At 60.2% G+C, this 17,842-nt stretch carries 18 protein-coding genes; 11 read left to right on the top strand and 7 right to left on the bottom strand.

The genetic code is table 11. The features are described 5' to 3' along the window. Window positions 1-32 precede the first annotated feature (32 nt). Window positions 33-902: a branched-chain amino acid aminotransferase gene (locus MGEO_RS04230; protein ID WP_085635460.1), complete on the top strand. Its 870-nt coding sequence runs from the start codon at window positions 33-35 to the stop codon at window positions 900-902. A 103-nt stretch (window positions 903-1,005) separates the two neighbouring features. Here the strand turns inward: MGEO_RS04230 and MGEO_RS04225 are convergent, their stop codons facing one another. From MGEO_RS04225 to MGEO_RS04205, 5 genes are all read right to left on the bottom strand, one after another. Continuing rightward, complete coding sequence (locus MGEO_RS04225) at window positions 1,006-2,196, bottom strand: ABC transporter permease (RefSeq protein WP_085635459.1); 1,191 nt, start codon at window positions 2,194-2,196, stop codon at window positions 1,006-1,008. A gap of 3 nt (window positions 2,197-2,199) precedes the next feature. Next, a complete protein-coding gene (locus MGEO_RS04220) occupies window positions 2,200-3,897 on the bottom strand; it encodes an ABC transporter permease (RefSeq protein WP_085635458.1) in 1,698 nt (565 codons plus the stop codon). A gap of 3 nt (window positions 3,898-3,900) precedes the next feature. Next, window positions 3,901-4,188: a DUF1330 domain-containing protein gene (locus MGEO_RS04215; protein WP_085635457.1), complete on the bottom strand. Its 288-nt coding sequence runs from the start codon at window positions 4,186-4,188 to the stop codon at window positions 3,901-3,903. 92 nt (window positions 4,189-4,280) lie between these two features. Beyond that, on the bottom strand, window positions 4,281-5,399 hold the full coding sequence (locus tag MGEO_RS04210) for an extracellular solute-binding protein (RefSeq protein ID WP_085635456.1): 1,119 nt from the start codon (window positions 5,397-5,399) through the stop codon (window positions 4,281-4,283). A gap of 106 nt (window positions 5,400-5,505) precedes the next feature. Then, a complete protein-coding gene (locus MGEO_RS04205) occupies window positions 5,506-6,615 on the bottom strand; it encodes an ABC transporter ATP-binding protein (RefSeq protein ID WP_085635455.1) in 1,110 nt (369 codons plus the stop codon). 524 nt (window positions 6,616-7,139) lie between these two features. Here MGEO_RS04205 and MGEO_RS04200 point away from each other — a divergent pair. The 9 genes from MGEO_RS04200 to MGEO_RS04160 all read left to right on the top strand — a co-directional run bounded on the left by MGEO_RS04200 (window position 7,140) and on the right by MGEO_RS04160 (window position 15,596). Further along, window positions 7,140-8,054, top strand: coding sequence for a sulfotransferase family 2 domain-containing protein (locus MGEO_RS04200; RefSeq protein WP_158090973.1), 915 nt, complete (start codon window positions 7,140-7,142; stop codon window positions 8,052-8,054). Between the two features lie 132 nt (window positions 8,055-8,186). Further along, on the top strand, window positions 8,187-8,846 hold the full coding sequence (locus MGEO_RS04195; RefSeq protein WP_085635453.1) for an ABC transporter ATP-binding protein: 660 nt from the start codon (window positions 8,187-8,189) through the stop codon (window positions 8,844-8,846). Further along, entirely contained in the window at window positions 8,824-10,446 is a 1,623-nt protein-coding gene (locus MGEO_RS04190) for a capsule biosynthesis protein (protein ID WP_085635452.1), read from the top strand. Before MGEO_RS04195 ends, MGEO_RS04190 begins: the two co-directional genes overlap by 23 nt. A gap of 146 nt (window positions 10,447-10,592) precedes the next feature. Then, entirely contained in the window at window positions 10,593-11,513 is a 921-nt protein-coding gene (locus MGEO_RS04185) for a manganese-dependent inorganic pyrophosphatase (RefSeq protein ID WP_085635611.1), read from the top strand. Between the two features lie 96 nt (window positions 11,514-11,609). Then, window positions 11,610-12,482: a TIGR01459 family HAD-type hydrolase gene (locus MGEO_RS04180; RefSeq protein WP_085635451.1), complete on the top strand. Its 873-nt coding sequence runs from the start codon at window positions 11,610-11,612 to the stop codon at window positions 12,480-12,482. Between the two features lie 104 nt (window positions 12,483-12,586). Further along, a complete protein-coding gene (locus MGEO_RS04175; protein ID WP_085635450.1) occupies window positions 12,587-13,030 on the top strand; it encodes a MaoC family dehydratase in 444 nt (147 codons plus the stop codon). A gap of 114 nt (window positions 13,031-13,144) precedes the next feature. Next, a complete protein-coding gene (locus MGEO_RS04170; RefSeq protein ID WP_085635449.1) occupies window positions 13,145-14,077 on the top strand; it encodes a bifunctional riboflavin kinase/FAD synthetase in 933 nt (310 codons plus the stop codon). Then, window positions 14,074-14,547 carry a YcgN family cysteine cluster protein gene (locus tag MGEO_RS04165; protein WP_085635448.1) on the top strand — a complete coding sequence of 158 codons (474 nt, stop codon included), beginning with the start codon at window positions 14,074-14,076 and terminating at the stop codon, window positions 14,545-14,547. Before MGEO_RS04170 ends, MGEO_RS04165 begins: the two co-directional genes overlap by 4 nt. Next, the gene (locus MGEO_RS04160; protein ID WP_085635447.1) at window positions 14,547-15,596 is read left to right on the top strand and encodes a threonine aldolase family protein; all 1,050 of its coding nucleotides are present in this window, start codon (window positions 14,547-14,549) and stop codon (window positions 15,594-15,596) included. The genes MGEO_RS04165 and MGEO_RS04160 overlap by 1 nt, the downstream gene beginning before the upstream one ends. A 66-nt stretch (window positions 15,597-15,662) precedes the next feature. On the opposite strand, the gene hspQ is transcribed toward MGEO_RS04160, so the two are convergent. Then, entirely contained in the window at window positions 15,663-15,989 is a 327-nt protein-coding gene (gene hspQ / locus MGEO_RS04155; protein ID WP_085635446.1) for a heat shock protein HspQ, read from the bottom strand. Between the two features lie 228 nt (window positions 15,990-16,217). Between hspQ and MGEO_RS04150 the strand changes: the two genes are divergently transcribed. Further along, entirely contained in the window at window positions 16,218-16,808 is a 591-nt protein-coding gene (locus MGEO_RS04150; RefSeq protein ID WP_085635445.1) for a transglycosylase SLT domain-containing protein, read from the top strand. Between the two features lie 68 nt (window positions 16,809-16,876). Here MGEO_RS04150 and MGEO_RS04145 read toward each other — a convergent pair whose 3' ends face one another. Next, complete coding sequence (locus MGEO_RS04145) at window positions 16,877-17,836, bottom strand: LysR family transcriptional regulator (RefSeq protein WP_085635444.1); 960 nt, start codon at window positions 17,834-17,836, stop codon at window positions 16,877-16,879. Window positions 17,837-17,842: the final 6 nt, after the last annotated feature.

Genomic DNA, 17,842 nt, shown 5'->3' with positions numbered 1-17,842 from the left:
AATTTTTGAAAATCCGGGCGAGGAGAATGGAAATGGCCGGAAACTATGATGACCGCGACGGAAAGATCTGGATGGATGGCCAGCTGATCGACTGGCGCGAGGCCAATGTCCACATTCTGACACATGCCATGCACTATGCCAGTTCCGTATTCGAAGGCGAACGCGCCTATGGCGGAAAGATCTTCAAGTCGCGCGAACATTCTGAGCGACTGAAGCGCTCGGCCGAGATGATCGACTTCGAAATCCCCTACACGGTGGACGAAATCGAAGCGGCCAAGAAAGCGGTTCTCGAAGCGAACGGTCAATCCGACGCCTACGTGCGCGCGGTGGCCTGGCGCGGGGCCGGTCAGGACATGGGTGTTGCGTCCGCACGCAACCCGGTCCGCATGGCCATCGCCAGTTGGGAATGGGGCGCCTATTACGGCGATGCCAAAATGAAGGGCGCCAAGCTCGACATCTCCAAGTGGAAGCGGCCGTCACCCGAAACCATCCCGAGCCACGCCAAGGCCGCGGGCCTCTACATGATCTGCACCATGTCCAAGCACGCGGCCGAGGCCAAAGGCTGCTCGGACGCGATGATGTTCGACTATCGCGGCTACGTGGCCGAGGCGACCGGAGCCAACATCTTCTTCGTCAAGGACGGTGAAGTGCACACGCCCGACCCCGACTGCTTCCTCAATGGCATCACCAGGCAGACCGTGATCGGGATGCTCAAGGACCGTCAGATCAAGGTGCACGAGCGCCATATCATGCCGGAAGAACTTGAAGGGTTCGAACAGTGCTGGCTCACCGGCACCGCCGCAGAGGTGACACCGGTCGGTCAGATCGGCGATTACAACTTCGAGGTCGGCGCGCTCACCCGCGACATCGCGGAAAGCTACGAAAAGCTGGTTCGCAGCTGATCCTGACCTTTTCCAAAGAAGAAGGCCCTGCACGGAATGTGCAGGGCCTTTTTTTTGGTATCGAACGAACGCTCGTCAAAGAGCCTTCCATGCCGGGCTCCACTCAGCCCGGCGACATGCCCCGCAGCTTCTCGGACCGGCGGCGCAGGATTTCAACCGCCGTGAGCAGACAGATCGAGATCGCCACAAGGATCGTCGCTGCGGCAAGGATGGTCGGCGAAATCTGCTCACGCAGACCGGTGAACATCTGCCACGGCAGCGTCTGCAATTCGGCAGAGCCGATGAACAGCACCACAACCACTTCGTCGAACGACGTAATGAAGGCGAACAGGCCGCCGGAAATCACACCCGGCAGGATCAGCGGCATCTGCACCTTGAAAAAGGTTGTCACAGGGTTCGCCCCCATGTTCGCCGCCGCCCGCGTGAGCGACCGGTCAAAGCCGACCAGTGTTGCGGTGACAGTGATGATCACGAACGGAATACCCAGCACGGCGTGTGCCAGCACGATGCCCCAATAGGTGCCGACCAGACCGATCTTGGAGTAGAAGAAATACATGCCCGTGGCCGAAATGATCAGCGGCACGATCATCGGCGAAATCAGGATCGCCATGATTGCCCGCTTGCCGGGCACGTGGCTTTGGCTCAGACCGATGGCGGCCAGCGTCCCCAGGGACACCGAGATCAGTGTTGCCACAGGGGCCACCAGAAGCGAGTTCTTAACCGCGCTCGTCCATTCCGGGTTGGTCAGGAAATCACGGTAGTGCTTCAGGCTGTAGCCTTCCGGATCGAAGCGAAGCATCTCTGGGGTGAAGGTGAAGAAGTCCTCGGCATTGAAAGACAGCGGCATAACGACGAGGATCGGCGTGATGAGGAAGACAAAGATTGCCCCGCAGATGACCCGGAACGTGTAGTGCCACAGCACCTGCCCCGGTGTCAGGTAGGGTACAAGGTGCGCGCGATAGCGCCCCATGCCCACCCAATATATGAACCAGCCGAAAAACCAGCCGAACAGAGCCCCGAGAACCAGCCCCGGCGCTCCGCCAAACAGGAACCCTCCGACTGCGCCCAAAGCGATCAGCCCCCAGCGAACCGGCTTTTCCAGCGCTTCGCCCAGAACCTGCATGGCGACAAACGCCAGCGCCGCCATGAGCGCCGCTCCGACCACGATGCCAAGCAGACCGGAGCCTTGAGCGGTTCCGATGAACAGCCCCGCAAATGCCCCCGCCGCAGCCAGCACCCCGGCGGTGAAACCGATGGGTTTTTTCTCGATCGGTGTGAGAATGGCTTCTGACATGGCTCAGCCCCCCAGTTTCACGTTGTCGATGCCGACGATCCGGTCGTAGGCCCAGTAGAGCAACAGGACCACCACCAGCAGGATCGTCCCCAATGCGGCCGCGAGACCCCAGTTGAGCGAGCTCGAGATGTGATAGGCGATCCGGTTCGAGATGAAGATACCCGAGGTCCCCCCCACGATTTCCGGCGTGATGTAGTAACCGATGGACAGGATGAACACGAGGATCGACCCCGCGCCGATACCCGGCACCGATTGCGGGAAGTAGACCCGCCAGAACGTCGTCCAGTTGGTCGCGCCCAGAGACTTGGCCGCACGGACATAGGACGGCGGGATTGTCGACATCACCGAATACATCGGCAGGATCATGAACGGCAGTAGGATATGGGTCATCGCCACAATGGTGCCGAACTGGTTGTTGATCATCACAAGTCGCCCGTCATCCGCGACCATGCCCAGCCAGACCAGCACGTCATTGATGACGCCCTGCTGTTGCAGCATCACCTTCCAGGCAGAGGTCCGCACCAGCAGCGACGTCCAGAACGGCAGCAGCACGAGGATCATCAGCAGGTTCGCCGTGCGCATCGGCAGGTTCGACAGCAGGTATGCCACCGGATAGCCAAGCAGGATACAGCTGAACGTGATGACAAGGCTCATGAACATCGTGCGCTGGAACAGCAGGCCGTAGATGCGCTCATCCTCGTCCCGCAGTGCCGGGCCTTCCGGTGTCTTCTGCATGTCGATGGAATTCAGGAAGTACCCCGAGGTATAGGCCGGGCTGTAGGTCTTGATCGTCTGCCAGATCTCCGGCTGAACCCAGTCCTCGTCAATCTCTTCGAACCCGTCGCGGAAAGAGATTGTCTCGAAATCCGGGCTCGCGACCAGCGCATCCGCCGCCTGCAGCATGTCGGCGCGCGGGCCGGTATAGCCGGCGACGTCGCCCTCTGCGAGGTCTTGGTAAAGTGCGGTGTGAACAACAGTCCACGGCTCTTCCTCAAGCGGGCTGTCGCCTTCTTCGGTCTGCATGAAGCGGGCGAAGATGCTGTAGGACTCGGACGTGCGCGGCAGAATCTCGGAAATGCCGGACCGAAGCTCGAACGCCGGCATGGTGCCATTGCCATCCCACGCGTCCTGCGCCGCGATCCAGTCCGGATCTCCCATCAGCTCGGCCCAGGGCCGCGCCTCATCCCAGTTCTCGTCCAGATCTTCGAATTGGTCCTGATAGACCTCACCGATATCGTCCAGCCCGCGACCCGACTTGCGGAACAGCGAAGACGCCCCGGTCTGTTCATAGTTCAACCGGGTACCCAAACGCGTGTGCAGCTTCCGTTCGGCGGCGTAGAACACATCGTAATAGGCGGCTTCGAACACCTCGTCCCGAGGCAACTCGGCCGAAGCAGCATCATAATCCACCAGCGCCTCGACCGTCCGCGGGAGCGTATCCCGCACGATCTGGTTTTCCACGGACCGGAACAGCATGTCCGCGATCGGTGCGATGAAGGTCACCAGAACAAAGATCAGAAGCGGCGCGATGAGCATCAGCGCCCGCATCTTCTGCGCACGCAGCGCCCGGCTCAGAGATCGCTTGAGCGGCGTTCCGTCAGCGGCCAGCACGGGTCCGCTGTCAGCCTTATCGGCAGCGCGCACGGCGTTGTCCGGGGTCGGACCTGCGATCTTGTCGGGTTCGGTTGCGGCGTCCGTCATGACTCAGGTGCCCTCGACTAGAATGATTGTGCTTGTTGCAGTACGCCGGCGGATGTCTGCGACCTCTTGATAGGCAGGGTCGTGATACGCGCGCTTTGCAGTTTCGTAATCGTCGAATTCGATCACGACATGGCGATTCTGGGTTTCGCCTTCCATCGTTTCGGACTGTCCGCCCCGAACGATGAACCGTGCGCCATAGCTTTCAAGGATCGGCGTGTCGCGCTCGATGTATTCCTTGTAGGCTTCCGGATCGTTCACCGTGATATGGCCGATGATATAGCCCTTGGGCATGGGTACTGTCCTCCGCGGTAGGATGGGCAGTCCTGCCCATCCTGTTGTTGGTCAGGTGGGCCGAAAAGGCCCACCCTGCACCCGTTTCGGGCTTATTGTGCCAGCCAAGCCTGGAACTTCGCGTCGATATCGTCGCGATAGTCAGCCCAGAACTCGTAGTTGTAGAGGAACGTGTTGGCTGCGTTGTTCGGATCGGTCGGCATATGCGGTGCCATCTCGATGCCGAGGTCAGCATGCGTCGACACCAGCGGAGCCGAAGATGCGCGTGCCGGGCCGTACGAGATGTACTTGGCCTGATCCGCCAGACGCTGGGTGTCGGTTGCGAAGCGGACGAAGTCCTTCACGCGCGCCAGACGATCTTCCGGCAGACCTGCCGGGATGATCCAGCCGTCAAGGTCGAACACCTGTGCGTCCCACATCATACCGACCGGCTGGTCCTGCTCTTCGATCACGCTGAACAGACGACCGTTATAGGTCGAGCCCATGAAGATTTCGCCATCCGCCAGAAGCTGCGGCGTGTCCGCACCGGCAGACCACCAGATCACTTCGTCCTTGATGGTGTCGAGCTTCGCCAGAGCCTGGTCCTGACCTTCGTCGGTTTCCAGCACGTCGTAGACGTCTTCCTTGGCGACGCCGTCACACAGCAGCGCCCATTCCATGTTGTTGATCGGACGCTTTTCCAGCGCGCGCTTGCCCGGATAGGTTTCCAGATCGAACACCGAGCAGATGTCGGACGGCGGCTCAACGCCTTCCGGAACCATGTCGGTGCGGTAGCCGAAAGTGGTCGAGTAAACGATCTGCGGGATGAAGCAATCAGAGACGATCAGATCGCCGAAGTCATCGCTTGCATCGGTGCCATCGGGCGCCGCAGCCAGCAGTTCGTCATGATCGACTTCCAACGCCAGACCTTCGTCGCAGAGACGGATTGCGTCGGCAGCAACCACGTCCACGAGGTCCCAGGTGATGTTGCCGGCTTCGTTCATCGCGCGCAGCTTTGCCACCGCTTCCGCCGAGCTTTCGTCCCAGGTCGCCGACACGCCGTCATTCATGGCGATGTAAGGCTCGACATAGGCTTTCTGCTGCGACGACTGGTAGGCACCGCCCCAGCTGACCAGAGTCATGCTGTCTGCCATGCCGTGACCGGCTGCATATGCACCTGCGGCGGCAACGGTGAGTGCGCTGGTCGCCAAAAGTGTTTTAGACAGTTTCATTAATATTCTCCCGTTTCGACCCGCTTATGACACATGGCGCTGGCAGTCGGGCCGACCCAACAACGCCTGTAATGACACGGGGACGGCAATGCCCCCGCGACAATTCTCATCTGCTGGGCGCATCCAGGGCACGGCAATCTTCGGGCAGCCACCCGATGTCGATTTGCGTCCCTGGTTCAAGGCGCACCTGATCCGGCGCGTTCCGCGTCTTGATCACGAATTCATCGTTCCCGGCCACCTTCAGGCGGGTACGGAAGATGTCACCCATGTAAATGAACTCAAGCACTTCCGCCTTGAGCGTGTGCGCACCTTCCTGAAGCCGGTCTTTGTTGATCTCGACCCGCTCGGGCCGGATCGACACGCGCGTGCGTTCGCCAACCTGGCTCACATTGACCGGCTTGGCGTCGATCAACTCGCCATCATCAAGCTGCACAACACAGCGCTCGCCCTTGATCTCACGGATCGTGCCTTCGAGCGTGTTATTCTCACCGATGAACTGCGCCACGAAGCTGTTCAGCGGCTTTTCATAAAGCTCATCCGGCGGGGCCAGCTGCTGAATACGTCCATCGTCGAACACAGCAACGCGATCCGACATGGTCAGCGCTTCCGTCTGGTCGTGCGTCACGTAAACAACGGTGATGCCAAGACGGTGCGCCAGGTGCGTGATCTCGAACTGCATCTTCTCGCGCAGCTGCTTGTCCAGCGCGCCCAGCGGTTCGTCCATCAGAACCAGCTCGGGTTCGAACACCAGCGCACGCGCCAGCGCGATCCGCTGCTGCTGACCGCCCGAAAGCTGCGCCGGACGACGGCCACCAAAGGCCCCCATCTCGACCATGTCCAGAGCGCGCTTCACTTTGGCTTCGCGATCGGACTTGCCCATGTTGCGCACTTCCAGCGGGAAGCTCAGATTCTCCGCAATGGTCATATGCGGGAACAGCGCATAGTTCTGGAACACCATACCGATCCCCCGCTTGTGCGGCGGGATATTGTTGATCGGCTTGCCATCCAGACGGATATCGCCATGGGTCGCCGTCTCGAACCCGGCCAACATCATAAGGCAGGTGGTCTTCCCGGACCCCGACGGTCCGAGCATCGTCAGAAACTCGCCCTTCGGCATGGTCAGGTTAAGGTCTTTTACGACAAGCTGAACGCCGTCGTAGCTCTTTTGCACTCGTTCAAATTCGACGAACGCGTCATTGCGTGACGTGTCGGGCAAAAGCGAACTCCCTGTTTTTCTCCGCAGATTTGTTTCCGCGTGTCTGTATTCGAATAAATCGCGTTGCGTTCCACATTGCAACACGATTGCCCATGTTTTGCGCGCAATACGACCTTTGCAGGACTTTTGGGCAGTTTTGACTAGTAATGGCGGGAAAAATGACCGCCTGACGCCCAAGAGCGGATAAATCGAAAAGCGGAAGAGGCGTCACTTTGGCTGGAATCCCCAAGAACGTGGCGGTGCCAAAGGCGATCTAGCCAGAGTTCCATTCCAAGCCGTGGACGATTCGCGACGCTTTATCATTCAAAACCAGCATCACCGAAAATTCATCCTCCACCCAAAGCGCTTTGGACTCGAGTTTCGGGCATCGCCGGCCAAAACCGATGCCCGGCAACACCGCCCCGAACCCGGATTGCTTCATGGCACCTACCGAACGCACTTCAAACTTGACCTCGCAATTGGCTGTGGGTCAGGTAAAGCCGCCTGACCGGGCACGCACCGGTCTTTCTGAAAGGATATCGGACGTGCCAGCCAAGCTGCTTGAAAAACTGCGGGACCGGTTCGGAGCCTCTCCCCAGACCGAGCCGGCTCAGGATGGCCCTTTTCAGGCGCATCCCTTCGATTACAGCTTTATCCCTTCTCCGCTGAAACGCCCGCCGACCTGTCAGGCCATGATGGTGGACGACCTCCGCCTGATGTATCTTCCCATCGCCAAGAATGCCTGCTCGTCACTCAAAAGACTTGTCGCGTCATTGGGTGGGCTGGAGCTGAAAAAGGGCGAAGACATCCACCACAAGCTGGATTCCGAAAGTACCGGCCTGCAATTCGAAGACCGCGAGGACCATGTCATTCGCGCCGCGCTGTCCGATCCGACATGGATGCGGTTTCTCGTCATCCGCGAGCCGCTGGACCGTCTGATAAGTGTCTATGTCGAAAAATTCGTTCTGAACCGCCGGGAGCCAGGGCAGATTCCCACGATCGGACCGGTCTATCAGGCCATTCTCGGCAAAGAAGACATCACACCCGAGGACTATGACCGTGGTCTCACCTTTCGCGAGTTTGCGGAATACATTTTATCCGAGGAGCCCGAACGCCTGAATGGCCATTGGCGTCCACAATCCCAATATCTCGGCCACATTCCCTTTACACATGTCTATGATGTCAAACAGCTCGAGCGCCTCGCACAGGATCTGAGCACGCATATCGGTCGGACAATCGACCTGCCCCGCATGAACGTGTCCCGGGATGTCGATGGTGATCAGATCTACAACAGATATGCGCCCGATGCCCGGCCCGCCGACCTTCCCACGCCCAAGAAACTCAGCCTCGAAAGCTTCCTGCCCGACGGGCTGCGCGCGCGGCTGGAAGAGTATTACGCCACTGACCTGACACTCTATCACCTGGTCGAGCGCGCCGGTGCATCCCGCAGCGCGGACTGAACCGCGCAACGGTCATCCGAAAACAATACCCGGAATTTGCTAAGGATTGGCCACAATCCAGTCAAAGTCGAAATCTAAACCCTTCGGAAACCATACCGTGCAATCCCTGTACGGATATGAAACGGGGTTTCGATGCTGGAATTCGACAACGTCAGCAAATCGTTCTGGACCGGGTCACACCGCAAGGTGATCCTGGACCGGGCGTCGTTCCGGGTCGAACTGGGTCAGTCGCTCGGCATTCTGGCACCCAACGGCACCGGCAAAACCACGCTGATCAAGATGATGGCGGGGCTCGAAAAGCCCGATGAGGGCGAAATCCGCAAGACCAGCCGCGTGTCCTTTCCACTGGGCTTCATGGGCGGCGTCGTACCCAAACACAGCGCGATGGAAAACTCGCGCTTCATTGCGCGGCTCTACGGCCTCGACCCCGATTATGTCGAAGCCTACTGCCGCTGGCTCTGCGATCTGGGCGAATATTTCGACCAGCCGCTCGGCACCTATTCCTCGGGCATGCGTGCCCGGTTCACCTTTGCGCTCATGCTGGCGCTCGACTTCGACATCTACCTCGTGGACGAGGGGATGCCGACTTACACCGATGTCGAATTCAACCGGAAGGCGGGGGATATCCTTGCTGAACGGCTGCGCACGACAACCATGATCATCGTCTCTCACCAGCCGGAAACACTGGCGCGCTTTGCCAGCAAGGCTGCAGTGCTGATGGATGGTCAGTTGCACATGTTCGACACCTTGGAAGAAGCGAAACGGCTCTATGACTACGAAACCCAAGGCTAAACGATTCCGCATCCGCCGCAGCGCACCACCTCCCGGTGGTGGTCAGATGGCGGCTGCCGGTCCGGCGGCACATTCCTCCGCGCAGGCCACGCAGGCCGCTGCGCAGCCGCGCGTCGCGCGCCCGTCCGACGGCGGCGTGGAAAAGGCGCTGGCGGCTATACGCGCCGAAGGTTTGACCGGGCGTCAGCTGCGCATGGCCCGCCGGATTGCCCAGAAAAACGGGCTGGACCCGTCAACTGACTTCGAAGCGGTCTACCTGCTGCGCCTCAAGGGTATCGACCCGTTCCAGCGTGAAAATGCGCTCGACCTGATGGTCCCTGCCGCGGCAGCCGCGCAACCCAGACAGAAAACGGCCGACGCGGACAAGCCGCTTGCGGAACAGCCGCAGCTTCCACAGACGACCAGCCGGAACGACCGAAATCTCCCGGCCACGGACACCCGCAGCCCGGCTGAACGCCGCGCACAGGAAATCATGGCGATCCAGAAAGACATGGCACGCCGCCGGCGCCGCCGGATGCGGATGCTCTTCGGCCGTCTTGCCGCTTTCGTACTCCTGCCGACCATTGTTGCCGGCTGGTACTTCTTCTCGGTTGCGACACCGATGTATGCGTCGAAATCCGAATTCCTGATCCTCAAGGCCGAAACCGGCGGAGGCGGCATCGGCGGCCTGTTCTCGGGCACACAGTTCGCCACCAATCAGGACGCCATCGCTGTGCAAAGCTACCTGACCTCAAAGGACGCCATGCTGCGCCTTGACGAGGATGAAGGCTTCAAGGCGCATTTCTCGCAGCCCGACCTTGATCCGCTGCGCCGTCTGGATGCCGACGCAACGGCCGAGGACATGTACAAGCTCTACAAGAAATACATTCAGATCGGATACGACCCGACCGAAGGCGTGATCCGCATGGAGGTGGCTGCCGCCAATCCACAGGTTGCTGCGAATTTCTCCACTGCGCTCATCGGTTATGCAGAAGAACGTGTCGACAATCTGTCCGCCCGCAAGCGTGAAAACGCGGTCAAGGACGCTCAGCTCGGCCTTGAAGAGGCGGAACAGGCGCGCCGCGTCGCACAGGAAAAGCTTGTGCGCCTGCAACAGGAAAGCGCGGTGCTCGATCCGCGCGCGCGCATCGGATCGCTGCAGGCCCGGATCGAATCCGTCGAAACGCAGCTCCAGGAAAAGAACCTTCAGCTTCAGGCTCTGATGGACAACGCCCGCCCCAACCGCAGCCGTGTCGAAGGGGTCGAGGCCGACATCCGCCGCCTCGAGTCGCTGAAAGCCGAAATCAACGCCGAGATGACCGCCGAAAGCGAAGGCGCAGGCTCGCTGGCTGAAACCGCCGTGCAGATCCAATTGGCCGAGGCTGACCTCGCCACTCGGGACATGATGCTTTCCGCCGCGCTCGAACGGCTCGATCAGGCCCGGCGCGATGCCGACAGCCAGGCACGCTACCTGACCACGTCGGTCTACCCGGTGGCCGCACAGGACCCGAGCTATCCGCGCGCCTTCGAGAACACGCTCCTGACCTTCCTCGTTTTCTCGGGAATCTACCTTCTGATCTCGCTCACGGCGTCCATCCTCCGAGAGCAGGTCGCGAACTGATCGCGGGCGGAGCGTCGACGCTCCGCCAAACCGCGTCGGCGCGGTTTCCAGCGCCCATGCCGCAGGTGCAAACTGCCACAGGTGACAACCCGGATCGCGCGCCCTATAAGGCGCGCGACCCGATTTTGGCAGAGCAGAGGCCCGACATGACAACCCTCGTTTTCGGACACAAATCCCCCGACACCGACAGCACCGGCAGCCCGATCATCTGGGCGTGGTATCTCAACCAGATCAAGGGTGAGGCCGCCAAGCCCGTCCTGCTGGGCGAGCCCAACACCGAAGCCGCCTTCGTGCTCGACCACTGGAAGCTCGACAAGCCCGAGATCATCTCGACCGTCGACGCCGACCAGCCTGTCGTCATCGTCGATACCAACAACCCGGCCGAGCTGCCCGACGCGATCAACAGCGCCGACATCCGCGTGATCATCGATCACCACAAGCTGGTCGGCGGTCTGGAAACCAAAGGCCCGATCGACATCCGCATCGAACCCGTCGCCTGCACCGCCACGATCATGTTCAAGATGATCGGCGACGACCTCGCCCAGGCGCCGCGCGGCATCAAGGGTGCGATGCTGTCCTGCATCCTCAGCGACACACTGGAGTTCCGCTCGCCGACGACCACACAGGAAGACAAGGCCATCGCCCACGCACTGGCCGACGATCTTGGCGTGTCGATCCCCGACTTCGCCGCCGAGATGTTCGCCGCGAAATCCGACGTGTCCGCCTTCTCGGACGCCGAACTCCTGCGCATGGACAGCAAGGAATACCCGGTCGAGGGCACCAAGTTCCGCGTCTCGGTTCTGGAAACCACGTCGCCGGCCACCGTGCTCGACCGCAAGGACAGCCTGATGGCGTCCATGGTCGATGTCGCCAAAGAAGACGGCGTCGATCAGGTGATCCTCTTTGTTGTCGACATCCTGAACGAGGAATCGACCCTTCTCGTGCCGAACGATCTGGTGAAAACCCTGGCCGAGAAGAGCTTTGGCGCAACCGTGACGGGTGACACCGTGGTTCTGCCCGGCGTGGTCAGCCGCAAAAAGCAGATCATCCCGAACCTCAAGCTCTGAACCGAAACGCCCTAAGGTGCGTTTACGAAGGGGGTGCTGGACGGCACCCCCTTTTTCGTGTGACCAGAGACCATCCTCGACAGAAAGACGGACCCCATGACCCAGATCATCTCTTCCCTCGCCGACATCGCAGACCGCTACGACGTGCTCCTCGTCGATCTGTGGGGCTGCGTGCACAACGGCGTCACGGCGCATGAAGAGGCGGTTGCCGCACTGCGCGGCTTCAAACAGGGCGGCGGCACGGTGGTCTTGCTGACCAATGCCCCCCGGTCACGGCACGAGGTGGCCAAGCAGCTTGTCCGCCTGAACGTGCCCGAGGATTGCTATGACAGCATCGCCACGAGCGGCGACAGCGCCCGCGCGGCAATGTTCCGGGGTGCGGTGGGAGAAAAGGTCTGGTTCATGGGCCTGCCCTTTGACGAGACCTTTTTTGCACCAATGGAGTTGATCGACGATCCGGTGAACATTCAGCGCGTTGAACTGGAAGACGCAGACGGCATCGTCTGTTGCGGTCCGTTCGACCCTCACGCCGATCCGGCAGTCAACCGTCCGCAGTTTCTCTATGCCAAGCAGAAAGGCCTCAAACTCCTCTGCGCCAACCCGGATATCGTCGTGGATCGCGGTGAAAAGCGCGAATGGTGCGCCGGGGCGCTGGCGGCGCTTTATACCGAAATGGGCGGCGAGAGCCTCTACTTCGGAAAACCCCACCCGCCGATCTATGACCTCGCCCGCCGTCGCATCGCGGCGCTTGGCGTGGACGTGGAGCCAAACCGCATTCTGGCCATCGGTGATGGCATCCACACCGACATCGACGGTGCGATGGGAGAGGATATCGATTCCCTCTTCATTTCCGGCGGGCTTGCCGCATCCGAGACAAAAACGTCGCACCAACCCGATCCGGAGGCGCTAAGCGCTTATCTTGCAAAGGAAAACGCGTCTCCACCCTATACCATCGGACAACTCCGCTGACGCAGATTTTGCTTGCTTTTCTGCAGTTGCAAAGTAATAAAGTTGCCAAATCGGGCAACTGACTTAGTTTTTTATTACTTTGTCGCCTGCGATTGGAGTGCGAAATGTTGGACAACCTGCCACGCGGAACGATCTGCATCGAAGACATCGAAATGGGGATGTCGCGTCACCTGCGCAAAGAGGTGACGGATCAGGATATCGAAATGTTCGCGCAGATCTCCACCGACCGGAACCCGGTGCACCTTGACGATGATTATGCACAGGACACGATCTTCGAAGGCCGCATCGCGCATGGGATGCTGACCGCCGGCCTGATCTCGGCCGTGATCGGAGAACAGCTGCCCGGCCATGGCACGGTCTATATGGGCCAGACGCTCAAGTTCCTTGCCCCCGTGCGCCCCGGTGACGTGGTCTATGCCGAGGTCAAGGTCGTGGATATCGACATCGCCAAGCGGCGTGTGACGCTGGATTGCCACTGCTCGGTGGATGGCAAGAAGGTGCTGATCGGCGAGGCCAAGGTGCTCGCCCCGTCCCGCAAGTTCGACTGATCCCGCCACGGGCGCGGATGCGTCGACGCATCCGCGATTTTCCGGCGACGGAAAATCCCCGCCAGCCCGCAGCGGGGATTGCAACCCCTCAGCGCCACCGCTAGTCCTCTGCGCATGAAGATCGTGCGGGATTATCAATTCGTCGCGGACGCCAACAAGGGCGCGACCGTTGCCATCGGCAATTTCGACGGTGTCCATTATGGCCATCAGGCTGTGATCAAACTCGCCCGTGAGGCGGTACCGGACGCGCCGTTGGGCGTGCTCACGTTCGAACCGCATCCTCGCGAATATTTTGCCCCCGATGCACCGGCCTTCCGCCTCATGAACGCCGAAGCCCGCGCGACGCGGCTGCGCAAGCTGGGCGTGGACGTTCTTTACGAACTCCAGTTCAACACCCAACTGGCCGAACTCACACCCGAGGCGTTCGCAGCGAATGTGATTTCGCAGGGGTTGGGCCTCTGTCATGTCGTGGTCGGAGAAGACTTCTGTTTCGGCAAGAACCGCGCGGGGGATGTGAATGATCTCAAAAGGTTCGGATCGCAGATGGGCTTCGGCGTCACCGTGGCAGAGCTGATCACGTCCCCATCCGGCGCCGTATCGTCTACCGCGATCCGCACCGCTCTGAACGAAGGCGATCCCCGCCGTGCAGCCGAAATGCTGGGGCACTGGCACCGGATCGAGGGTGAGGTCATCAGCGGCGAACAACGCGGTCGCGTGTTGGGCTACCCGACCGCGAACATGTCAATCGACGGTCTGCATCCACCGAAATACGGCGTCTATGCCGTGCTGGTGGATGTGCTCGACGGCCCTCATGCCGGGTCATACCATGGTGCATCATCAATCGGTGTGCGTCCGATGTTCGGCGAAAACCGGGCAAACCTCGAAACGTTCCTGTTTGATTTCAAGGGCGATCTCTACGGCAGCACAGTCTCGATTGCCTTGGTCGATTACCTGCGTCCGGAAGAGAAGTTCGACAGTCTCGAAGCGCTGATTACTCAGATGGACGCCGACTGCGCGCGCGCGCGCGCGATCCTGTCCGCGCTATGAGCAAAGATCCGATCGATCGCTCAGGTCTCGCGCCCCGGTTTTGGGAACGCAAGGCACTGACCGACCTCAACCCGCAGGAATGGGAAGCGCTTTGTGATGGCTGCGGCAAGTGCTGCCTGAACAAGCTTGAGGACGAAGACACCGGCCATGTAGAGCTGACCCGCGTCGCCTGCCGGCTCTTCGACGACACCACCTGCCGCTGCGCACAATATGAAATCCGGCACCAGTTCGTTCCGGAGTGTATTGTGCTGAAGCCATCGAATATCGATGACCACGCCTACTGGATGCCCCGCACCTGCGCCTACCGTCTCTTGTGGGAAGGCAAGCCGCTGTTTGACTGGCATCCTTTGATCTCCGGGACACCGGAAACCGTGCATGCGGCCGGAGTTTCAATGCGAAACCGCACCGTGGCCGAATTCGAAGTCGATGAAGATGACTGGGAAGACCACATCATTGAGGAGCCGATCTGATGTTCTTTGCCTCCGACAACAGCGGTCCGGTGCCGCAGGCGGTTCTCGATGCGCTGGCCGAAGCAAATCAGGGCTACACCCTTGGCTATGGGGCCGATGCTCTGATGGAAGAAGTGCGCCAGCGTGTCCGCGACGTGTTCGAAGCGCCAGAGGCAGCGGTGTACCTCACCGCTACGGGTACCTCTGCGAATTCGCTCGTTCTGGCGACTCTGGTCAATCCGTATGACACCATCTTCTGTTCACCGGTCGCGCATATCGAAGAGGACGAATGTAATGCACCGGAGTTCTACACCGGCGGCGCCAAGCTGACTCTTGTCCCCGGCAGCGACCGGATCGACCCTGAGGCCCTGTCCCGCTGCATCGTCAGCAGGGCCGCCGGCCGCGTCCACGGTCCGCAACCCGGTGCGCTGTCGCTGACGCAGGTCACGGAGATGGGCAACGTCTATTCTCTGGACGAACTTCGGGCGCTGTGCGCCGTGGCCAAGGCACATGAGATACCGGTCCATCTCGACGGCGCACGATTTGCCAATGCAATCGTTTCACTGGGATGCACCCCGGCCGAAATGACATGGAAGGCCGGTGTCGATGTGGCCGTGTTCGGCGGAACCAAAAACGGGCTGATGGGTGTCGAAGCCGTGGTGTTCTTCGATCCCGCGCACGCATGGGAATTTGAGCTGCGCCGCAAGCGCGGTGGCCACCTGTTTTCCAAGCACCGCTACCTCTCGGCCCAGATGGCTGCATATCTGCGCGATGACCTTTGGCTTTCCCTTGCGCAGCGCGCCAACGCGAATACGGCGCGGCTGCTTGACGGGGTGAGGGCCTCGAACCGTGTGGAAATCGTCAATGACGTCACCGCAAACATGATCTTTTTCGACGCGCCGCGCGATCTGCATCAGGCTTTGCGCCGTGGAGGCGCGGTCTATGCGATCAGCGGAGGGTCCGTTGATGAAGGTCCGGCAGATGGCATCCTACAGGGACGGCTCGTTTGTGACTGGTCCATGCCCGAAGAAAATATCGATGCCTTTGTTTCGCTGCTGAACCGGCTGTGACACAGAAAAAGGGGCTCCGGTTGGGAGCCCCTTTTACTTCAGCTGAGCAAACTTGAGAGAGTGAGATCAGTTGTACTGAAAGTGCAGCTCATAGCTGCCATCGTGGAACGCGCCGAACAGATCGGGCACGTCAGGATGTTCGACCGGCTCGCCGGAGTAATCCGCGATCAGGTTCTGTTCCGAGACGTAAGCGACGTAAAAGCTCTGCTCGTTCTCGGCGAGGAGGTGGTAGAACGGCTGTTTCTTTGCGGGACGGCTGTCCTCGGGAATCGCCTGATACCATTCCTCGGTATTGTTGAACTCCGGGTCCACATCGAACACCACGCCCCGGAACGGGTGTCTGCGATGGCGAACGACCTGGCCGATGTTATATTTTGCGCGTTGTCTGATCATGAGTCCTATCCGTTGCCACATACCTGCCCGATTTTCGACATATTGTCCAACTTTCGCGGGCATTTTCCCGGAAACAGTCTGTCAAGCTATGTGACACAGGACTGTATCGTGCCAAAGTAATGGCTTGCCGATCTGAGGAATTGTGATTTCCCAAGAGGCGGCTTTGCGCTAGACTAGCGTTAATCCGAAAGACGGATCAACCGTCTTCGTCAGATACGCGAGAGGCCCATGAGCAGATTCTTTCGCGCCTTGGTGATTGTTTTGCTGGCGGCTTCATGTGGAGGCGGCGGCGGCTCATCGGCGCCCCGAAACCTCGACAATGCCTGTTCGATCCTGCAGCAGCGCCCCGGCTATCTGCGGGCGTTCCAGGCTGCAGAACGGAAATGGGGCGTGCCGGTGCATGTCCAGATGGCCGCGATGTACCAGGAGAGCAAGTTCAAATCCGATGCGCGCACGCCGTTTCGGTATGCGCTTGGCGTGATCCCAATGGGGCGGCAAAGTTCGGCCTATGGGTACAGTCAGGCGTTGGACGGAACCTGGCAGGAATACCTGGATGACCAGCGCAAGTTCCGTGCGAAACGCAACAACATCAACGACGCGGCGGATTTCATGGGCTGGTACATGGCCGAGTCGAACCGGCGTCTGGGTATCTCTTTGTCTGATGCCCGCAACCAGTACCTCGCCTATCACGAAGGCCGCACCGGCTTTGCGCGTGGCAGCTACAACGGAAAATCCTGGCTGTTGCGGGTCGCAGACGAGATCGCGGCGCGGTCCGTCATGTATCAGGGACAACTGGCGACCTGCCGAGTCCGCAGATAGGTCCGAACTGGACCCAATGTTTCGCACGCGAAACATTGGGGCAGCGGGGCTGACCCTTTAACGCTTTGTTAATCTCTGCCTAAATCCAAACCGGGCGCATCCAGTGGCGCAAGCAGGTCTGCGATTTGATCCCGCAACCAGATATGCGCGGGATTGGCGCTGTTGCGACGATGCCAGATCATGCAGAGCTGCGCTGCAGGCACTGGCATCGGGGGCTGGAACAGTTCCAACCCGACCAGAGGAGCGACCTCGCGGGCGAGTTGAACCGGCATCAAGGCAATCAGATCTGAGCCGGAGACGGCCCGATACACACCGGAAAACACAGGCATGGTCATGACGACGCGGCGCGAGCGACCGACCCGTTCCAGCGCCGTATCTCCCAAGGCGCGTGCATTGCCTTCGGGGGAGAAAAGGACGTGACCCAGATCGCAGTAAAGGTCGATCGGAATGACCTCACCCGGATCGACCCCCGCCCGCGCGAGGCGGCTGTTTCCGCGCCGCGCAACAACGACGAACGCCGAACGGAAGACCTTTCGGCTGTCGACCCAGTCCGGGAGCGCGATCTCGGGGATCAACGCGATATCGACCTCGTGCCGATCCAACGTATCGACATAGGAGTCCGCCACCAGATCAACCAGATGCACTCTCATGCCGGGGGCTTCGGTTTGCAGATGCTCGGCCAATTTCGGCATCAGCATTTCTGCAAAGAAATCACTTCCTGACAGACGGATGCCATCTGAACAGGCCTTCGGATCGAAGGCGTCCGGACCGGAGAGCAGCGCTCCGATGCGGTCGAGCGTGTCGCGCACCGGGATCTCGAGCGACAGCGCGTATTGGGTTGCGACAAGCCCCTGCCCTTTCCGAAAGAACAATTCATCCCCCAGCGCATCGCGCAGGCGTTGCAGAGCGGCCGAAACGGCAGGCTGCGACATCCCGAGACGATCCGCAGCGCGCACGGTGGAGTGGTCCTGGAGAAGCGCATCGAGGACGCGCAACAGATTGAGATCGAAGGTCCGCAAATTCGTCATACGAAT

The sequence above is a fragment of the Marivita geojedonensis genome (genome assembly GCF_002115805.1).
Classification (GTDB): domain Bacteria; phylum Pseudomonadota; class Alphaproteobacteria; order Rhodobacterales; family Rhodobacteraceae; genus Marivita; species Marivita geojedonensis.
Note: the sequence above shows the minus strand (reverse complement) of the source record. Positions and strands in the feature narration are given on the sequence as shown.